The sequence below is a fragment of the Acutalibacter muris genome, assembly GCF_002201475.1.
Lineage (GTDB): Bacteria > Bacillota > Clostridia > Oscillospirales > Acutalibacteraceae > Acutalibacter > Acutalibacter muris.
In genome coordinates this window covers 1,973,221-1,989,629 of sequence record NZ_CP021422.1, presented here as the reverse complement: position 1 = coordinate 1,989,629, position 16,409 = coordinate 1,973,221, and the positions used below count along the sequence as shown (strand labels likewise).

At 48.3% G+C, this 16,409-nt stretch carries 19 protein-coding genes and 1 pseudogene; 17 read left to right on the top strand and 3 right to left on the bottom strand.

The features are described from left to right. Positions 1-79: 79 nt before the first annotated feature. From thiM to tenA, 5 genes are all read left to right on the top strand, one after another. Positions 80-901 carry a hydroxyethylthiazole kinase gene (gene thiM / locus ADH66_RS10185; protein ID WP_066541175.1) on the top strand — a complete coding sequence of 274 codons (822 nt, stop codon included), beginning with the start codon at positions 80-82 and terminating at the stop codon, positions 899-901. Further along, entirely contained in the window at positions 888-1,529 is a 642-nt protein-coding gene (gene thiE, locus ADH66_RS10180; protein ID WP_066541177.1) for a thiamine phosphate synthase, read from the top strand. The genes thiM and thiE overlap by 14 nt, the downstream gene beginning before the upstream one ends. After that, positions 1,526-2,185, top strand: coding sequence for an HAD family hydrolase (locus tag ADH66_RS10175; protein WP_066541179.1), 660 nt, complete (start codon positions 1,526-1,528; stop codon positions 2,183-2,185). The genes thiE and ADH66_RS10175 overlap by 4 nt, the downstream gene beginning before the upstream one ends. A 78-nt stretch (positions 2,186-2,263) precedes the next feature. After that, entirely contained in the window at positions 2,264-3,070 is an 807-nt protein-coding gene (gene thiD / locus ADH66_RS10170) for a bifunctional hydroxymethylpyrimidine kinase/phosphomethylpyrimidine kinase (protein WP_066541180.1), read from the top strand. Beyond that, the gene (gene tenA, locus ADH66_RS10165; RefSeq protein ID WP_066541182.1) at positions 3,070-3,732 is read left to right on the top strand and encodes a thiaminase II; all 663 of its coding nucleotides are present in this window, start codon (positions 3,070-3,072) and stop codon (positions 3,730-3,732) included. Before thiD ends, tenA begins: the two co-directional genes overlap by 1 nt. Positions 3,733-3,870: 138 nt before the next feature. Here the strand turns inward: tenA and ADH66_RS10160 are convergent, their stop codons facing one another. Next, positions 3,871-4,131 carry an AbrB/MazE/SpoVT family DNA-binding domain-containing protein gene (locus tag ADH66_RS10160; protein WP_066541184.1) on the bottom strand — a complete coding sequence of 87 codons (261 nt, stop codon included), beginning with the start codon at positions 4,129-4,131 and terminating at the stop codon, positions 3,871-3,873. Between the two features lie 268 nt (positions 4,132-4,399). Between ADH66_RS10160 and ADH66_RS10155 the strand changes: the two genes are divergently transcribed. The 7 genes from ADH66_RS10155 to ADH66_RS10125 all read left to right on the top strand — a co-directional run bounded on the left by ADH66_RS10155 (position 4,400) and on the right by ADH66_RS10125 (position 10,604). After that, positions 4,400-5,530: a helix-turn-helix domain-containing protein gene (locus ADH66_RS10155; protein WP_066541186.1), complete on the top strand. Its 1,131-nt coding sequence runs from the start codon at positions 4,400-4,402 to the stop codon at positions 5,528-5,530. Continuing rightward, entirely contained in the window at positions 5,523-5,726 is a 204-nt protein-coding gene (locus ADH66_RS10150) for a PLDc N-terminal domain-containing protein (protein WP_066541188.1), read from the top strand. The genes ADH66_RS10155 and ADH66_RS10150 overlap by 8 nt, the downstream gene beginning before the upstream one ends. Before the next feature lies 1 nt (position 5,727). Next, complete coding sequence (locus ADH66_RS10145; protein WP_066541190.1) at positions 5,728-6,624, top strand: ABC transporter ATP-binding protein; 897 nt, start codon at positions 5,728-5,730, stop codon at positions 6,622-6,624. Continuing rightward, positions 6,621-7,382 carry an ABC transporter permease gene (locus ADH66_RS10140; RefSeq protein WP_066541192.1) on the top strand — a complete coding sequence of 254 codons (762 nt, stop codon included), beginning with the start codon at positions 6,621-6,623 and terminating at the stop codon, positions 7,380-7,382. The genes ADH66_RS10145 and ADH66_RS10140 overlap by 4 nt, the downstream gene beginning before the upstream one ends. Before the next feature lie 138 nt (positions 7,383-7,520). After that, positions 7,521-8,273, top strand: a complete 753-nt coding sequence (locus ADH66_RS10135; protein ID WP_066541194.1) for an ABC transporter ATP-binding protein — start codon at positions 7,521-7,523, stop codon at positions 8,271-8,273. Continuing rightward, entirely contained in the window at positions 8,242-9,819 is a 1,578-nt protein-coding gene (locus tag ADH66_RS10130) for a hypothetical protein (RefSeq protein ID WP_066541196.1), read from the top strand. The genes ADH66_RS10135 and ADH66_RS10130 overlap by 32 nt, the downstream gene beginning before the upstream one ends. Before the next feature lie 182 nt (positions 9,820-10,001). Next, a complete protein-coding gene (locus ADH66_RS10125) occupies positions 10,002-10,604 on the top strand; it encodes a helix-turn-helix transcriptional regulator (protein WP_407922894.1) in 603 nt (200 codons plus the stop codon). Here ADH66_RS10125 and ADH66_RS10120 read toward each other — a convergent pair. Continuing rightward, positions 10,590-11,386 (bottom strand): IS5 family transposase gene (locus ADH66_RS10120; RefSeq protein ID WP_088364400.1). Its coding sequence is split into 2 segments (ribosomal slippage): positions 10,590-10,996 and positions 10,996-11,386, totalling 798 coding nucleotides; the frame shifts between segments, so codons are not numbered across the junction. The genes ADH66_RS10125 and ADH66_RS10120 overlap by 15 nt on opposite strands. A gap of 92 nt (positions 11,387-11,478) precedes the next feature. Between ADH66_RS10120 and ADH66_RS10115 the strand changes: the two genes are divergently transcribed. The 5 genes from ADH66_RS10115 to ADH66_RS20020 all read left to right on the top strand — a co-directional run bounded on the left by ADH66_RS10115 (position 11,479) and on the right by ADH66_RS20020 (position 15,903). After that, a complete protein-coding gene (locus ADH66_RS10115) occupies positions 11,479-11,802 on the top strand; it encodes a GyrI-like domain-containing protein (RefSeq protein WP_236757011.1) in 324 nt (107 codons plus the stop codon). A 278-nt stretch (positions 11,803-12,080) separates the two neighbouring features. After that, positions 12,081-12,656 (top strand): TetR/AcrR family transcriptional regulator, encoded by a 576-nt coding sequence (locus tag ADH66_RS10110; RefSeq protein ID WP_066541198.1) that lies wholly within the window; start codon positions 12,081-12,083, stop codon positions 12,654-12,656. 85 nt (positions 12,657-12,741) lie between these two features. Beyond that, positions 12,742-14,478, top strand: coding sequence for a biosynthetic-type acetolactate synthase large subunit (gene ilvB / locus ADH66_RS10105; protein ID WP_066541202.1), 1,737 nt, complete (start codon positions 12,742-12,744; stop codon positions 14,476-14,478). Then, positions 14,475-14,975 carry an acetolactate synthase small subunit gene (gene ilvN / locus ADH66_RS10100; protein WP_066541204.1) on the top strand — a complete coding sequence of 167 codons (501 nt, stop codon included), beginning with the start codon at positions 14,475-14,477 and terminating at the stop codon, positions 14,973-14,975. Before ilvB ends, ilvN begins: the two co-directional genes overlap by 4 nt. Positions 14,976-15,168: 193 nt before the next feature. Beyond that, positions 15,169-15,903, top strand: coding sequence for a DUF6070 family protein (locus ADH66_RS20020; protein ID WP_066541206.1), 735 nt, complete (start codon positions 15,169-15,171; stop codon positions 15,901-15,903). Here ADH66_RS20020 and ADH66_RS10095 read toward each other — a convergent pair. Then, positions 15,829-16,398, bottom strand: a pseudogene (locus ADH66_RS10095) (IS630 family transposase); the annotation flags it as partial. The gene ADH66_RS20020 and the pseudogene ADH66_RS10095 sit on opposite strands and share 75 nt — an antisense overlap. Positions 16,399-16,409: the final 11 nt, after the last annotated feature.

Below are 16,409 nucleotides of genomic sequence, written 5' to 3'. Positions count from 1 at the left end.
TTCTACCGGCCTGCCATCATTAGGGAAAAGCGCCGCTGTACAGGGCCGTTTTCTCTCATTACGAAGGAGTGTTTTTACTATGTTTGAACAGATTTTTGAAAATGTCCGGCGAAAATCCCCACTGGTCCACTGTATCACCAACTATGTTACGGTCAACGACTGTGCCAATATGCTGCTGGCCTGCGGCGGCTCGCCTATCATGGCGGACGAGCCGGATGACGCCGTGGAGATTACCGCCATCTGCGGTGGATTGACCATCAATATCGGCACGCTGAACCAGCGAACCCTCCCGTCCATGCTTGCCGCCGGGAAGCGTGCCAACGAGCTGGGCCACTCCGTGGTACTGGATCCGGTGGGGGCCGGAGCCTCCAAACTGCGGACGGACACGGCCCTCCGGCTACTGAAGGATGTAAGGTTCACGGCAATCCGGGGCAATATCTCGGAGATCAAGACCCTTGCTTCCGGAAGCGGCACCACCAAGGGTGTAGACGCCGACGTGGCGGATAGGGTCACGGATGAGAATTTGGATGGGGCAGTATCCTTTGTCAAGGAGCTGGCCCGGCGTACCGGGGCAATCATCGCCGTCACCGGGGCAATCGATATCGTAGCGGAGGGGGAGCGGGCTTTCTGTATCCGCAACGGCCGTCCGGAGATGTCTTCCATTACCGGAACCGGCTGCCAGCTCTCTGTCCTGACGACGGCCTTTGTCACCGCCAACCCGAATCAGCCTCTGGAGGCTGCCGCTGCCGCCGTGTGTGCCATGGGCCTGTGCGGAGAGATTGCCTACAAGCGCATGACGGAGCAGGATGGCAATGCCTCTTACCGAAACTATATTATCGACGCCATGTACCGCTTGACCCCGGCGGAGCTGGAGAAAGGAACCAAATATGAAGTGCGATAAGCGGCATATGCAGCTCTACGCTGTCACCGACCGGGCCTGGGTTGGCAAGCATACTCTCTATGAGCAAGTGGAGGCGGCATTAAAAGGCGGCGTGACCTGTGTGCAGCTGCGGGAGAAGGAACTGGACGAGGCGGCTTTTCTACAGGAGGCCAAGGATATCTGTGCCTTGTGCCGACGATATAACGTACCTTTCATTATAAATGATAACGTGGAGATTGCCATCGCCTGTGGAGCGGACGGTATCCATGTGGGCCAGGAGGACATGGCGGCAGGAGAGGTCCGCCGCCGGGTTGGGGACGGCATGATTTTGGGCGTCTCTGTCCATACCGTAGAAGAGGCCCGTCAGGCTGTTCAGGACGGCGCGGATTATCTGGGACTGGGAGCGGTGTTCCCCACCAGCACAAAGACGGACGTGGAACAGATGTCCAGCGAAACCCTGCAAACTATCTGCAACGCGGTGGATGTGCCTATCGTGGCCATCGGTGGCATCAACCGGGACAACCTCCTAAAGCTGGCCGGCAGCGGGGTGGATGGAGTGGCCCTGGTATCCGCCATCTTCTCGGCGGAGGATATTGAGGGGGCCTGCCGGGAACTGCGGGCGCTTTCGGAGAGGATGGTGAAGGCATGAGGATCTGCGGCGCTATTTTCGATGTAGATGGTACGCTGCTGGATTCCATGTCCACTTGGGACACCATCGGCGAGACCTATCTGCGCTCCATTGGATATGAGCCGAAGGAGAACCTCAACGAGGTATTCAAGAATATGAGTCTGCGCCAGGCGGCCCGCTACTACCAGACTGAGTATGGCGTGACGCTGGGCATTGAGCAGATCATGGATGGGGTCAACGCCATGCTGGAACGGTACTATCGTTTTGAGGTTCTGCTGAAACCAGGTGCAGCGGAGCTATTAGCGCGGCTTCGAGAGAGCGGCGTCAAGCTATGTATTGCCACCGCCACAGATCGGTATCTGGCAGAGGCTGCCTTGGAGCGGTGCGGGGTACTCTCCTGTTTTGGGGAGATCTTTACCTGCAACGAGGTGGGCAGCGGCAAGGACGAACCGGATATCTTTGAGGCAGCCCTTAGCTTTCTGGGAACGGAGAAGGCAAAGACCATTGTGTTTGACGACGCACTCTACGCTGTTAAAACGGCAAAAGCGGCCGGATTTCCGGTGGCTGCGGTCTATGACCGTCATGAAAAGAATTCAGAGGAAATCCGTGCGCTGGCTGACCTATACCTGGAAGATTTGACACAGTTAGACAAACTCGGGAGCTGCTTTCCGGCTTAGCGGCTGGAAGTTCCAAGCGGTAAATTGGGGGCACCACCTTTTGCCGCTCTATAAAAATAATGCAAAGGAGACACAGTTATGAGAACAGCATTATCAATCGCTGGGACAGATCCCAGCGGAGGCGCCGGGATTCAGGCTGATCTGAAAACGATGACCATGAACGGAGTTTTCGCCATGAGCGCCATTACGGCGCTGGTGGCCCAGAACACCACCGGTGTAAGAGAAATCGTAGAGATGACGCCAGATTTTCTCGGGCAGCAAATCGACGTGGTATTCGAGGACATTCCGCCCGACGCGGTGAAGATCGGCATGGTAGCCTCCTGTGGACTGATTGAGAAAATTGCAGAGCGGCTGCGCTTTTATCAAGCAAGGAACGTTGTAGTGGACCCGGTGATGGTGGCCACCAGCGGCTACCGGCTGATTTCAGAGGAGGCAGTAGACACAATGAAAACCTGTCTGCTCCCATTGGCGGTCGTGGTCACACCCAACATACCAGAGGCGGAGATTCTGGCGGGTATGGATATCCACAGGCAGGAGGATATTGAAGCTGCCGCCAAACGGATCAGTGAAGCTTATGGCTGCGCGGTTCTGCTCAAAGGCGGGCACAACATCAATGACGCCAACGATTATCTCTATGCGGGCGGCGTTGGGACATGGTTCTACGGAACGCACATCAATAACCCAAACACCCACGGAACCGGCTGCACTCTATCCAGCGCCATCGCGGCCAATCTGGCCAAAGGCTTTGACCTGCCTACATCCATCCGGCGGTCGAAAAAGTACCTCTCCGGCGCGCTGGGGGCCATGCTGGATTTGGGGAAGGGCCGGGGCCCCATGCAGCACAATTTCAATCTGACCGGCGAATACGCAAAGGAGGCAGAGTAATGAAGACAACAGAGCGGCTTTTGTCCGCAACGGCGGATATTTGGGCGGCTTACAATGCACATCCCTTTGTGATGGGGATCCAGGACGGTACGTTGGCCCGGGATAAATTCAAATATTACATCCTCCAGGATTACCTCTATCTGGAGGAGTACGCCAAGGTGTTCGCTATTGGGATCGCCAAGGCAAAGAGCCTGGACACCATGCGGCTTTTCTCTAGGCAGGTAAATTTTCTGACAGAAGGGGAGATGAACATCCACCGGGGGTATATGGGGGCTTTCACCGTATCACAGGAAGAATTGAGCGCAACGCCCCGGGCCTTGGATAATCTATCCTACACCTCCTATATGCTCCGGGTGGCCTATGAGGAGGGGGAGGCGGAGATCCTGGCGGCCATCCTGTCCTGCGCCTACAGCTATGAGGTGATTGCCAAGACCATCCTCAAAAACAATCCCAGAGCGGCAGAGCATCCCTTTTATGGAAATTGGGTCAAGGGCTATGCCGGATCTGACTTTTGCGATGGGAATGTTGTATTGCTTGATACACTCAACTTCCTGACCTGCAACTATACGGAAGACCAGCTCCAACACCTGACAGATATCTTTGTGGCCTGCTCCCGCTATGAGCTGGCCTTCTGGGAAATGGCCTGGAACATGAGCAAGTAGGGGAGAGCCAAGGAATAAAACGGTGTGTGATTATCGCGGGGCAGAGATAGGGCGGTGCGTCTATGACGCACCGCCCTATCTTTGTCAGACATTTAAAATGCTTTTGAAAGCGGGGAGTGAAGGTAAGTTCATACGCCATCACTCCGCCTCCAATTTGTCAAACAGAGCGTCCACGCTGTCAAAGACAGGCTGTTCCCCGGATGCGAGCTTTGCTTTGACATCACTGATTTCGTCCTTAAGCTCACTCAAGTATTTTTTGGGATAGACAACCACCGGCATAATGCAGATGGTACCGTCTTTTTCGAAAATGTCCAGCTTATCGCCCTCTGACAGACCAAGTTTGACAATAATTTCTCTTGGGATCGTGACTTGGGCTTTTTGACGTAATTCGGCCAGCATAGTATCATCTCCTTTATATAAAGTAAGAAAGTAGGAAGTTCTTGTTTTCTTACTTATAGTATATCCATTTCGAGGGGTTTATGCAAGGGGATACGAATAATTTTTACTTGCAAAAGTGGTAAACCCTGCGGTTTACAGCGTGCTAGAGCAAAAAAGTTTCCTAACAGTCGATTTCATATCTCAAAGTATCGAGATAGTCGATTGAATTGCCCCGTCCTTTCCTGCTATAATAATGTAGACGTACTTTGAGAGATATAGGAGAAAATCAATGAACAGACTGAATTTACCAGAAAATATCATTCGGTTTCGGCATGAAAAGAGGCTTACCCAAGAGGAACTGGCCGACTTTATGGGTGTAACCAAGGCGTCGGTATCCAAGTGGGAGAAAGGAATCAATACGCCGGACCTATTGCTTTTGCCACAGCTGGCAACCTTTTTTGATGTAACAGTAGACGAACTGATCGGATATGAAGCTCAACTTTCCAGTGAGCAGATTCGTCACCAATACGCAGACTTGTCAAGAGATTTCGCAACCCTTCCTTTTGCGGACGTATTGGAGAAGACCAGGGTGCTGGCTCATAAATATTATGCCTGCTATCCGTTTCTGCTCCAGCTCAGCGTCCTATACTGGAATCACTATATGCTTGCGGGGACAGAGGAGGAACGCAGAGCGCTCCTGCAGGAAGCAGTGGGATGGTGTGACCGCATTGTGGAGAATTGCAGTGATGTGGGCGTCTGCAGCGACGCTGTAGTTCTGAGAGCAGGATTATATCTTCAGCTTGGAAAAGCGGCGGAGGCGATTGAGGAGCTGGAACCGTCTGCAGATCCCAGCCGCCTTTCCGGTCAAAACGGAACCTTGCTGGTGCAGGCGTATCAGCTATCCGGAGATGCGGAAAAGGCAAGGAGCTATGCACAGGCGAAGCAATATCTGGATTTGCTGAATTTGATAGGCGACGCAATACTGGATCTTTCCCTGGATGAAAGAAATATAGAACATTGTGAGGAAACCATCCGGCGTATAAAAGGAGTCATGGACCTGTATCATTTGGATACGCTCCACCCGAATGTCGCTGCCCAGTTCCAATTCCAGTCTGCAATCGTTTATGCGGTAAATGGGAGAGAAGAGGAAGCGTTAGCGGCTCTCCGCCGCTTTGAAAAATGTATCGATAAACTTTTCCAACCAGAGCAATCCGGGTTACATGGGGACGGTTACTTCAATCAACTGGAGGCCTGGATTGACCGTCTGCCTCTGGGAAGCATGGCGCCCCGGGACAAAAGCTTTATCCGTCAGAGTCTGCGGGAAGCCCTGGTCTATCCTGCATTTGACAGCTTGAAAGAAAAAGAGAAATTTCAAAAGCTCGTCTACAGATTAACGGAAGGAGGTGGGGAGAATGCCTGATATCAAGGGAATGCTGCCATTACTAATTCCGCTGGCTGTGGCAGAGATCGCATTGCTTGGTTATACCCTTTATCATATTCTGACGCATAAAACATATAAGCGCGGCAGCCGTGGGCTGTGGATTGCAGTTGTGCTGATCGGAATGCAGTTTATCGGCCCGATTTTATATTTCTTTTTGGGAAGAGAGGACAACTGATATGGAAATGTTGACTCTTTCTCATATAGCAAAGCGCTTTGGGGAGAAACAGGTGCTGCGGGATGTGAGCTTTTCTGTTCCGGAACATACAGTGTTCGGTTTTGTTGGGCAAAACGGAGCGGGGAAAACGACCGCCATGAAACTGATTCTCGGTCTGCTTACCAGCGATAGCGGCGAAATAACTGTAAACGGGATGCGGGTTCATTATGGGAATACGCAGACCAACCGGTTTGTGGGATATCTGCCGGATGTTCCGGAATTCTATTCTTATATGACACCGACCGAGTACCTACGGTTCTGCGGGGAGATTACCGGTATGCCGTCAAAAGAAATTAAGGGACGCTGTGAGGAGCTGCTTCGCCTGGTGGGGTTGGAAAAAGAGGATCGCCGGATCAAGGGCTTTTCCCGTGGAATGAAACAGCGTTTAGGAATTGCGCAAGCTTTATTTGGCCGTCCTAAGCTTTTGATCTGTGATGAGCCCACTTCCGCACTGGATCCGGCAGGGCGTAAGGAACTGCTGGATATTCTGGTAAACGCAAAGGAACAGACAACGGTGCTCTTTTCCACCCATATCCTTTCCGATGTAGAACATATCTGTGATGAAATTGCATTTCTGCATGACGGACGGATTGTCCTGCAGGGAAGCCTTGAGGAAGTACGGAAAATAAAAACGACTGCGGCAGCTGAACTGGAGCTGGAGCGGCTAGAAGATTCGCAGACGCTTTCATCGGTATTTCCTCACCTGAAATCTATTGGACGAAACACCCTTCTGTTGGAGGATGCGGGGAATCTGCCCGATATCCTGTATTACCTCGGGGATAAAAGGATACCCGTCCTGCGTATCGAACGTCAGGAGGCGTCCCTGGAAGAATTGTTCATGGAGGTGGTGGGAAAATGAGTGCATTTCTGAAAAAAGAATGGATGGAACTTTGCCGAACCGGACGCCTTATGATTTTGCTGCTAGTATTTACCTTGTTTGGAATCATGAATCCGGCATTGGCAAAGCTGACGCCATGGCTGATGGAAACACTTTCGGAATCCCTTGCGGACACAGGGCTTGTCACTACGTCTGTTAATGTAGACGCCATGACTTCATGGGCGCAGTTTTATAAGAATATCCCGGTAGGGCTTATTATATTTATCTTGATAAGCAGCGGAAGCTTTACCGCTGAATATCAAAAGGGAACCTTGATCCCTGTGGTAACAAAGGGATTGTCCAGGCGGAAGATCGTACTGGCAAAAGCATGGATGATTTTTGCTGCATGGACAGCGCTGTATTGGATTTGTTTTGGGATTACTTACGGATACAATGCGTATTTTTGGGATAACGGGATTGCATACCATCTGTTCCTAGCCGCTGCCCTGACCTGGTTGTTTGGGATGTGGGCAATCGCGCTATTGGTATTCTTTTCGGCTGTATCACGGAGTAGCACACAGGTGCTGTTAGGAGTCGGCGGCGCTTCCATGGGGGTATACCTGCTGAGTATGTTCCCAAAACTTAGTGCGTTTCTTCCGGTAAAGCTAATGGATGGCATGTCTTTGCTGCAAGGGCAAAATAACCCAGGGGATTACTTTATCAGTATAGCAGCAGTAGGACTTATGATATGCCTGTCTATGGTGCTGGCAGTCGTTTTCTTTGACCGGAAACGGTTATAATATAGAAAGTAGGTTACTACAGATATCTCAGGCGCAGAACTGGTACGTCAAAAGAGATGAACCCGGTTCTGCGCTTTTTGAATAGAGAAAACATAAAATTCATTAGATGGAGTGTATGTAATCAAAAAGGAGTGTGCCATGTTAAAGATCGATCATTTGACCAAGCACTACAAAGGAAGCAGCAAGGGCGTCACCGACCTGAGCCTGCACATTGCGCCGGGGGATCTTTACGCCTTTATTGGCCACAACGGCGCGGGAAAAACCACCACCCTGAAATGCGTGGCGGGAATTCAGGGCTTTGACGCCGGAACGATAGAAATAGGTGGAATTGATATCAGAAAGGATCCCCTTGCCTATAAACGTCAGTTTGCCTATATCCCGGACAACCCGGATTTATACGAATACCTGACCGGCATCCAATACCTGAACTTTACCGCCGATGTATTCGGCGTGGGGGCAGGGGAGAGGGAGGAGAGAATTAGAAAGTACGGAGAGGCCTTTGAAATCACGGCATCCCTGGGGGATCTCATCTCCACCTATTCCCACGGCATGAAGCAGAAGTTGGCGCTCCTTTCCGCGCTGGTACATCAGCCCAAGCTTCTGATTCTGGACGAGCCCTTTGTGGGGCTTGACCCAAAGGCGGCGGTAATCCTCAAAGACATCATGCGCAGCATCTGTGCAGAGGGCGGCTCCATCTTCTTTTCCACCCATGTGCTGGATGTGGCGGAGAAGCTGTGCAACAAAGTGGCCATGATCAAGGAGGGGACGCTGATTGCCTCTGGCGATATGCAGGCCATCGTAAAGCAGGGGCAGTCCCTGGAGTCCATTTTTATGGAGGTGGTAGAGGATGCTAAAACAGATGAAAATACTGACCAAACTGGAACTATGTAACCTGTGCGGACTCAATGTTCTCCGCTTTTCCAAGGACAAAAGGGCAAAAAAGAAGTCGCTCGGTTTGTTGGCCCTCTGGATTATCTTGCTTGCCATGCTGATTTTTTATGTGGGTGGCCTGACCTATGGGCTGATTTACTCGGGATTGGAGGAAACGGTTCCCGCCTATCTCATCACCCTTTCCAGCGCACTGATTTTTGCTTTTGGTGTGCTCAAAGCGGGGAGCGTCATCTTCCGAAAAGAAGGATACGATATTTTGTGCGCGCTGCCTCTGTCAAAGGGTTCGGTTGTCATCAGCCGGTTACTTAGAATGTATGTGGAAGATTTGCTTATGACCTTGGCGGTGCTGCTGCCCGGCATGGCTGTATATGCGTGGAACCTCCATCCGGGCACCGGTTTTTATCTAACGGGACTGCTTGGATTGGGGAGCATTCCCTTAATCCCCATAGCTGCATCCATTTTTATCGGCGCACTGATTACCGGCATCTCCTCCCGTATGCGCCACAAAAGCCTGATAGCGGCAAGCTTGTCAATTTTAGCAGTTTTGGGGATCATGTACGGTTCGTCCCGGCTGTCGGCCATGGATGGCGGCATAGACCCGGGAATGCTGCAAAACCTGTCTGCAACTGTGATGGCGCTGTTAAGGAAGGTGTATCCACCGGCGGTCTGGCTTGGCACAGCCATAACCCGCGAGGATATTTTGAGCGGTGTGCTGTGCGCCGCTGTGTCTCTGGCGGTATTTGCAGTTGTAGCGACAGGCGTTGTCCTTTGTTTTCAGAAGATTTGTGAGAGCCTTTACAGCAGCGCAGCAAAGCACAATTACCAGATGGGAGCGCTCAAGGCAAGTACTGTTTTGTCCTCTCTGTGCAGGCGGGAGTTTAGACGGTACTTTTCTTCCAGCATCTATGTGACCAATACCATCATTGGGCCGGTGATGAGCTGCGTCTTATCCGGGGCACTGCTTGTCACCGGACCAGAGACGCTAAAAAAGCTGCTGCCCCTGCCCATAGATGTAGGTCAAGTGGTCCCGTTTGTGATAGCGGGAGTGTTTTGTATGATGACCACCACAGCGACATCCATCTCTATGGAGGGCAAAAACTGGTGGATTATAAAAAGCCTGCCCCTGTCTGCCAAAAACATTCTGGATGCCAAGATCCTCATGAATCTGCTGCTCCTTTTGCCTTTCTACCTGCTCTCGGAGCTGCTTCTTATCTTTGCCCTGAAACCGGGAGCAGGGGAGCTGCTGTGGCTGGTGCTGATTCCCGCCGCGATTATCCTGTTTTCCTGTGTATACGGCATCACGATCAATCTCCGCTTCCCTATACTGGAATGGGAGAGTGAGGTGCGCGTCGTCAAACAGAGCGCTTCCTCCATGCTTGGGGGTATGGGCGGCTTTTTATTGGCAATTCTATGCGCTGTGGCTGTTGGAATTGTTCCCAAAGGGTATGCCGTTTACCTAAGGGCCGGGATTTGTATTGTCATTCTGGCTGCAACCGCAGTTTTATACCGCAAAAACAATCTCTTTGACATTTGCGGGAGGATTTGAGGATACGATAGAAAACAAATGAGCCGTTCCTATACTGGGTTTGCGAAATCCGGAAAGGAGCGGCTTGGATTTGTTATACGGAAGATCTATTCCAGGTTATATGGACAGAAAGGGCATAGGGTGAGAAGCACGGTCAAAAATAGTATGGTATGATGGGATCATCAAATATAGGAGGTGCCGCAATGCACGCATGGGAAGCAATCGAACAGTCTTTAGATTTTATTGAAGAACACTTGGCAGAAGAAATTTTGACGGAAGAGCTGGCGAATATCGCCTGCCTGTCGCCGTTCTATTTCCAGCGACTGTTTAAACGCTTGGTCAGTAAACCGGTACAGGAATATGTGAAGCTCCGTCGTCTGGCAAAGGTAATCGAAAATCTGAAGGATACGGACCGAAGGATTCTTGATATAGCCATGGACTATGGTTTTTCCAGCCATGCCAATTTCACACGGGTTTTCAAAGAAACATATGGAATAACTCCGGACGAGTACAGAAAGGATTTACCGATGCTGAATACATTTGACCGCCCGCAAGTTTTAATGAATTATGTATTGGTAGATGAAGGTGTTCCACTGGTAGTGGGAGATATCGTCTTGGGAATTCAAAGAAAGACGCTGGAACAGCCAGACACATATCTCGGCTTTGAAACAGAGGTTAATATCTCCGAACAAACGCCAGTGGGTGAAAGTACTGGCGTAGATGTACCGGGACAGCTTTGGAGGCGTTACTACAAGGAGAAGGAACTGCTGGGGGCAAGTCTTAGAACCTGTTTAGCATCTATTTAAGAGCAGACGAATAAAGGCAAGAGAAAACATTTGAAAAGAGTTCTGTAATTTACGTTCGCAGTTTTTCCAGAGTCTCCGACATTTGTCGAGCCAGGCAAAAGAGCGCTCCACAATCCAGCGCTTTGGCAGGACAGCAAAAGTATGGAGCTCGTTGCGCTTAACGACCTCAACCTCCGCACCAGAAAGATCCTTGATTGAGTTTGCAAATGTTTCTCCGGTGTAGCCTCCATCTGCCATAATCTTTTTGAGCGCAGACAGATGGTCGGTTACATCACAATAATAATCAACCATATCAATTGCGCCGGTTCGATCTGTTACATTGGCGGTCGTCACCATAATTGCGTGGGGTAGCCCCAAAATGTCCACGCCAATATGTAGTTTTATCCCAGATACTTTTTCCCCGCGTCATAGCCCTTTTCTTCTGCGGTATCAGCATTTTGAATGCTTTTGGAATCGACAATTATCATTGTTGTTTGTGCCTTGCGTCCGTTTTTTTCCCGCTCTGCTTCCACCAGTTTGCGTAAAACCCTGTCAAGAACACTGACTCCATTTTCATCTGGATTTGACCATATGTCGTAATGATACCGCACATTTTGCCATTTAGGGAAATCATGTGGGATGGCTCGCCATGTGCATCCTTCTTTCAACAGATACAAAACTGCACAAAATATGTCATACAGGTCGTAGCTTCTGGGATGTGTTAGCTTTTTGACTCTGGACAATTCCTCGCGTATTTCTTCAAATTGTTTCCGACTGATGTCACTTGGATAGCTTTTCCTCACCTGTCTTCCCCCCTCATCCCCTCTATTTTATCACTGGACCGGATGGTTGGCTAGATACTAAACAGGTTCTTAGCAGTGGGGTAGAAATGGGAATGTCCTACATGGGGAATTCCGCACAGGGGTGTTTTACTTATTTTGCGGGCGGACTGGTTCATGAAATCCCGGATCAGTTACCAGAGGGCTTTGTGTATAAGGAACTCCCCGAAGGAGAATATATCGTCTGCAGAATTGAAGCGGAGAATTTTGAAGATTTGGTAACAGTGGCGCTCAATCAGGCCAATAAGTATCTTTTCAGCACATGGCTGCCCAGACACGGCTTAACAACTGAGCCATTCTCGGCAGAAAAGTATGATCGCAGCCCAGAGGATATGGCTTGTATGGAAATATGGGTGAAACCCTTGCAAATGGAAACTTGAATGCGAGAAGACGAACAGATGGGGTTGAGCGCACTATACAATTACAGAAATATGGGATCCAAAGGATGAGGGCACTTATAAACAATATAAGAATGTTCGCTGGAAACGGTATAGCTTTTGGGCTATGCCGTTTATCCGCTTTGATGTGCTTGCAATTGCATTTTACACCTCTTACTTAAAAGATTACTTTCAGTATTTCAGTACTGAAAGTGGATTGGTTGACTTTTAGGTACTTTTTTGTTATAATGAAAGTGTGTACTTGCATGGAGGCGATGAACATGGATGAAACAAGTCAAAAAATAATTGACGCTGCAATGGCATTAGTGCGGGATAAAGGATATGTTGCAACTACCACGAAAGAGATTGCCAAGGTAGCAGGTGTGAATGAATGTACGTTGTTTCGTAAATTCAAGAATAAGAAAGATATCGTGTTACAGGGAGTAAAACAAGCTGGTTGGAGGGCAAATATAACCCCAAAAATTTTTGAAAATGTGCAGTGGGATTTGCAGGCAGACATAGAGATGTTTATGAAAGCATACATGGACAGAATGACGCCAGATTTTGTAAATTTGTCTATCGGCTTGAGAGCGCCTCGATTATATGAGGAAACGTCTGCCCTCATTATGAAAGTTCCGCAGGCTTTTTTATCATCGTTCACGCAGTATCTTAATCAAATGTTTGTATTGGGAAAAATACCAAAAGCAGATTTTGATGCGCTGGCTCTGACAGTTATTTCATCAACGTTTGGCTATACGTTTCTAAATGCGTCTTTTGGCAATGAATTATCTAAAGTAGAAAAAGATGAATACATAAAAAGCAGTGTGCAAATGTTCATAAAGGGATTGGAACAGTAAAAATCGGTACTGCCCTTATGGTAGTACCGAAAAAAATAGACTATATGCAATCAAGCACACGCATACAAAAGGAGGAATGTTATTTATGGAGATAACAGGTGCTGAGTTATTTGTAAAAGCTTTGAAAGAAGAATCTGTTACAACTTTATTTGCTTATCCGGGAGGACAGGCAATAGACCTATTTAATGCGTTATATGGAGAAAAGGATATAGATGTAATTTTGCCACGCCATGAGCAGGGTTTAGTTCATGCGGCAGACGGATATGCCCGTTCCACAGGAAAAGTGGGCGTCTGTCTTGTAACCAGCGGACCCGGTGCTACGAATCTCGTTACGGGTATTGCCACTGCAAATTATGACAGTGTTCCGCTTGTATGCTTTACGGGGCAAGTGCCAACCAGCCTGATTGGGAATGATGCTTTTCAAGAAGTGGATATCGTAGGCATTACAAGAAGCATCAGCAAATATGCGGTAACTGTACGAAAGAGAGAGGATTTGGCAGAAACAATCAGAAAGGCTTTTTATATTGCAAAGACAGGAAAGCCAGGCGTAGTTGTTGTTGATTTGCCGAAGGACATCCAGAGGGCGTATGGCAGCGATTTTTACCCGAAAGAAATAACTATTCGAGGTTATAAGCCGAACACCTCCGTACATATGGGGCAGTTAAATAAAGCGTTGGATATTTTGCGCCATGCGAAAAAGCCCGTCTTTCTGATAGGAGGCGGAGTAAATATCGCACATGCAAACAAAGAGATGACACGGCTTGCGGAGCTCACAGGTATTCCTGTCATCACCACCATTATGGGAAAAGGAGCAATTCCCACAACGCATAGCCTATATGTGGGTAATATAGGGATTCATGGAAGCTATGCGGCAAACAGGGCAATCAGTAACTGCGATGTCCTATTTTCTATAGGGACACGTTTTAACGACCGTATCACGGGAAAGATAGAGGAATTTGCGACAGCCGCCAAAATAATCCACATTGACATTGACGCAGCCTCCATTTCACGGAATATTGTGGTGGATGTCCCTATCGTGGCTGATGCGAAGAAAGCAATCTGCTCCCTGCTTGAAAAAGCAGAGCCGCTTTCTGTTTCGGAATGGGTAAATGAAATCAATGATTGGAAAAAGGAATATCCCATCGACATGGGGAGATCTGGACTGACTCCGCAAATGGTAATAAAAGCCGTCAATGAAATCTTTACGGATGCAGTTGTCACTACAGATGTTGGACAGAATCAGTTGTGGACAACACAGTTTCTTGCGCTTGATGAAAATAGACAAATGCTGACCTCTGGAGGATTGGGAACTATGGGTTACGGCTTCCCTGCGGCAATCGGGGCTAAGCTTGGCAATCCACATAAAGATGTAATTGTTATCTCTGGAGACGGCGGTATGCAGATGAATATACAGGAAATGGCTACTGCTGTCGTTTACGAGCTTCCTATTATCATCTGTATATTGAATAACGGATATTTAGGGAATGTGCGGCAATGGCAGGAAATGTTCTATGACAGACGGTATTCAAGTACTTGTATGCGTTACCGAAAGAGTTGCGAGATAGGCTGCAATACGCCAAACCATTGCTGCCCAGAATATACGCCCGATTTTATCAGACTGGCGGAGAGCTATGGGACAAAAGGCATCCGTGTAACCAAGCCAGCAGATATAAAAGATGCTTTGATAAGTGCAAAGCAGAATACAAAAGCTCCTACAGTTATTGAATTTATTATAGACAGAGAAATCAATGTTATGCCGATTGTTCCCCCAGGGAACTCCCTTAACGATATGATTCTGGAAAGCGAGGAGCATGGAGAATGAAAAAAAGATGGATATGTTTATTTGTGGAAAATGAAATAGGCGTACTTGCCCGCATTTCAGGCTTATTTTCTGCCAAGTCTTATAATTTAGACAGTTTAACAGTTGGAGTTACAGAGGACAGCACTATATCACGAATGACAATCAGCTTAACAAGTGATGATAAGACTTTTGAGCAGATTAAGAAGCAGCTAAGCAGGAGTGTCGAGGTGATCAAATTAGTGGACTATACGGACACCCCCATTCACATGAAAGAAATTTTGTTTGTAAGGGTGAATGGCTGCTCTGATGAGGATATAACAGAGCTGTTTCGAATTTCAAAAGTGTTTGGGGTTACAATCATTGACTATGACGGCTCTGCCGTTCTTTTGGAATGTACCCAGACAGAAAACAGAAATGATGATTTGATTGCTTTGTTGCAAAGGAAATTTACGAATAGAATTGAGATTGTAAGGGGCGGCAGTGTTGCAGTTGAAGTTGTTAGCATCTCGGAAAGATAGTAAGCTTTTGTCATGCGTACTGGATTTTGCTGCTAGGCTATCAGCTATCATTAGATAGGGATGAAAAGTGGAGAATCTATCCGTGCTCTTTGCTATAATATACATGCTTTGAAGTGTGCCTGCTTTTTCAAGTATAGCCGCTTAGCAAAATGCAATATTATGTTACTGTCACTGGGTACGGCGGCAGAAAGGTATGGTGATAGAAATGAGAAAAGCCAAGATCATAGTTCTTGTTCTGCTGCTGACAGCTACCCTGAGCGGATGCAATAATCCTATGCCAGATAGTGGCAAAACAAGTGAAGAAGAATCATCACAAATCAGACCCATAGATTCTGGCTATACTGGGGATGAAATCTCAGAGAGTGAGATGAAAGAGATTCATGACGAATGCAAAAAAGCGGCGTCGCTTTACAAGGATATATATGAGGAGGCCGAAAAGACGCCTTCTCAGGATTGGCCGAATTGGGACGTCATATCTCAGGAAGACAGAGATTCGATTGAAATGGTTTTGAAAAAAGCAGGATATTCTGTTATTAACAGTGATAGCGTCTACCCAGAATACCTTGAGAACCCTGACGGTGTTTCAAGCTTTTGGGAAGACGTTCAGAAAAATAAGGACGCAGAAACTGTGTTCTGGGAGGTGTCGCTCACCGGCAGTGTATATTATCGTGCTTTGCGATATTCCGCCGGTGATGCAAGTTATATTTTTGTCTCCACAGTTTGGGACGAGCAAGGTAATTTGGAGATATCTGATGGGGGAAAGTGGGAAGTCTTAAATTGGGATACGACTTTTAATGGAGACTTCTATTTTCAAAACAAACCGGCAAAAAAGGTGTGGGATGCGACGCAGCTATTACCCCCGAACAAGAATATAGGAAATCTGATTATGTTGAAAGAAAGCGGAGACCTTATCAGGAGAATGTTGTAATGTTCGCATGAAGGAAGTAGTTTTATGGCGGATATCGTATATGGTCCGAGGTAAGTCGCCAGAATGGACCGAAAGTTTCAGCGCGTGATTGAGATATTCGTCCGGATTGCTCTCGGGAGCATAGGGCGGCAGAAAGAACAGCTCGATTTTATCCCGATGCTTGTCCAGCCAGGCTGCGGCTTTCTTCCCGTGGTGCACCTTTAAGTTGTCCAAAATCAGGAAAACCTTTTGGTTGGAGGTCCGAATCAACCGGTCCATAAATTGGATCAGGCGCTGCTGGTTCATGGAATCCTCGTACATCATAAAGCGAACGTCCCCCTGCCTGCTCAGGGCGGAAAGCATATTCAGCCTCTCTCTTTTCGTTTCCACCGACAGAACAGGAGGCTGTCCTTTGGGTGCAAACCCGCGCTCACAGTTCGAGCAGTTGTCGATTCCAGTCTCGTCTCCCCAGTAAATCACGGCATTTTCTGCCTTGGCCCGCTGGTCGATGGCCGGATATTCTTCCT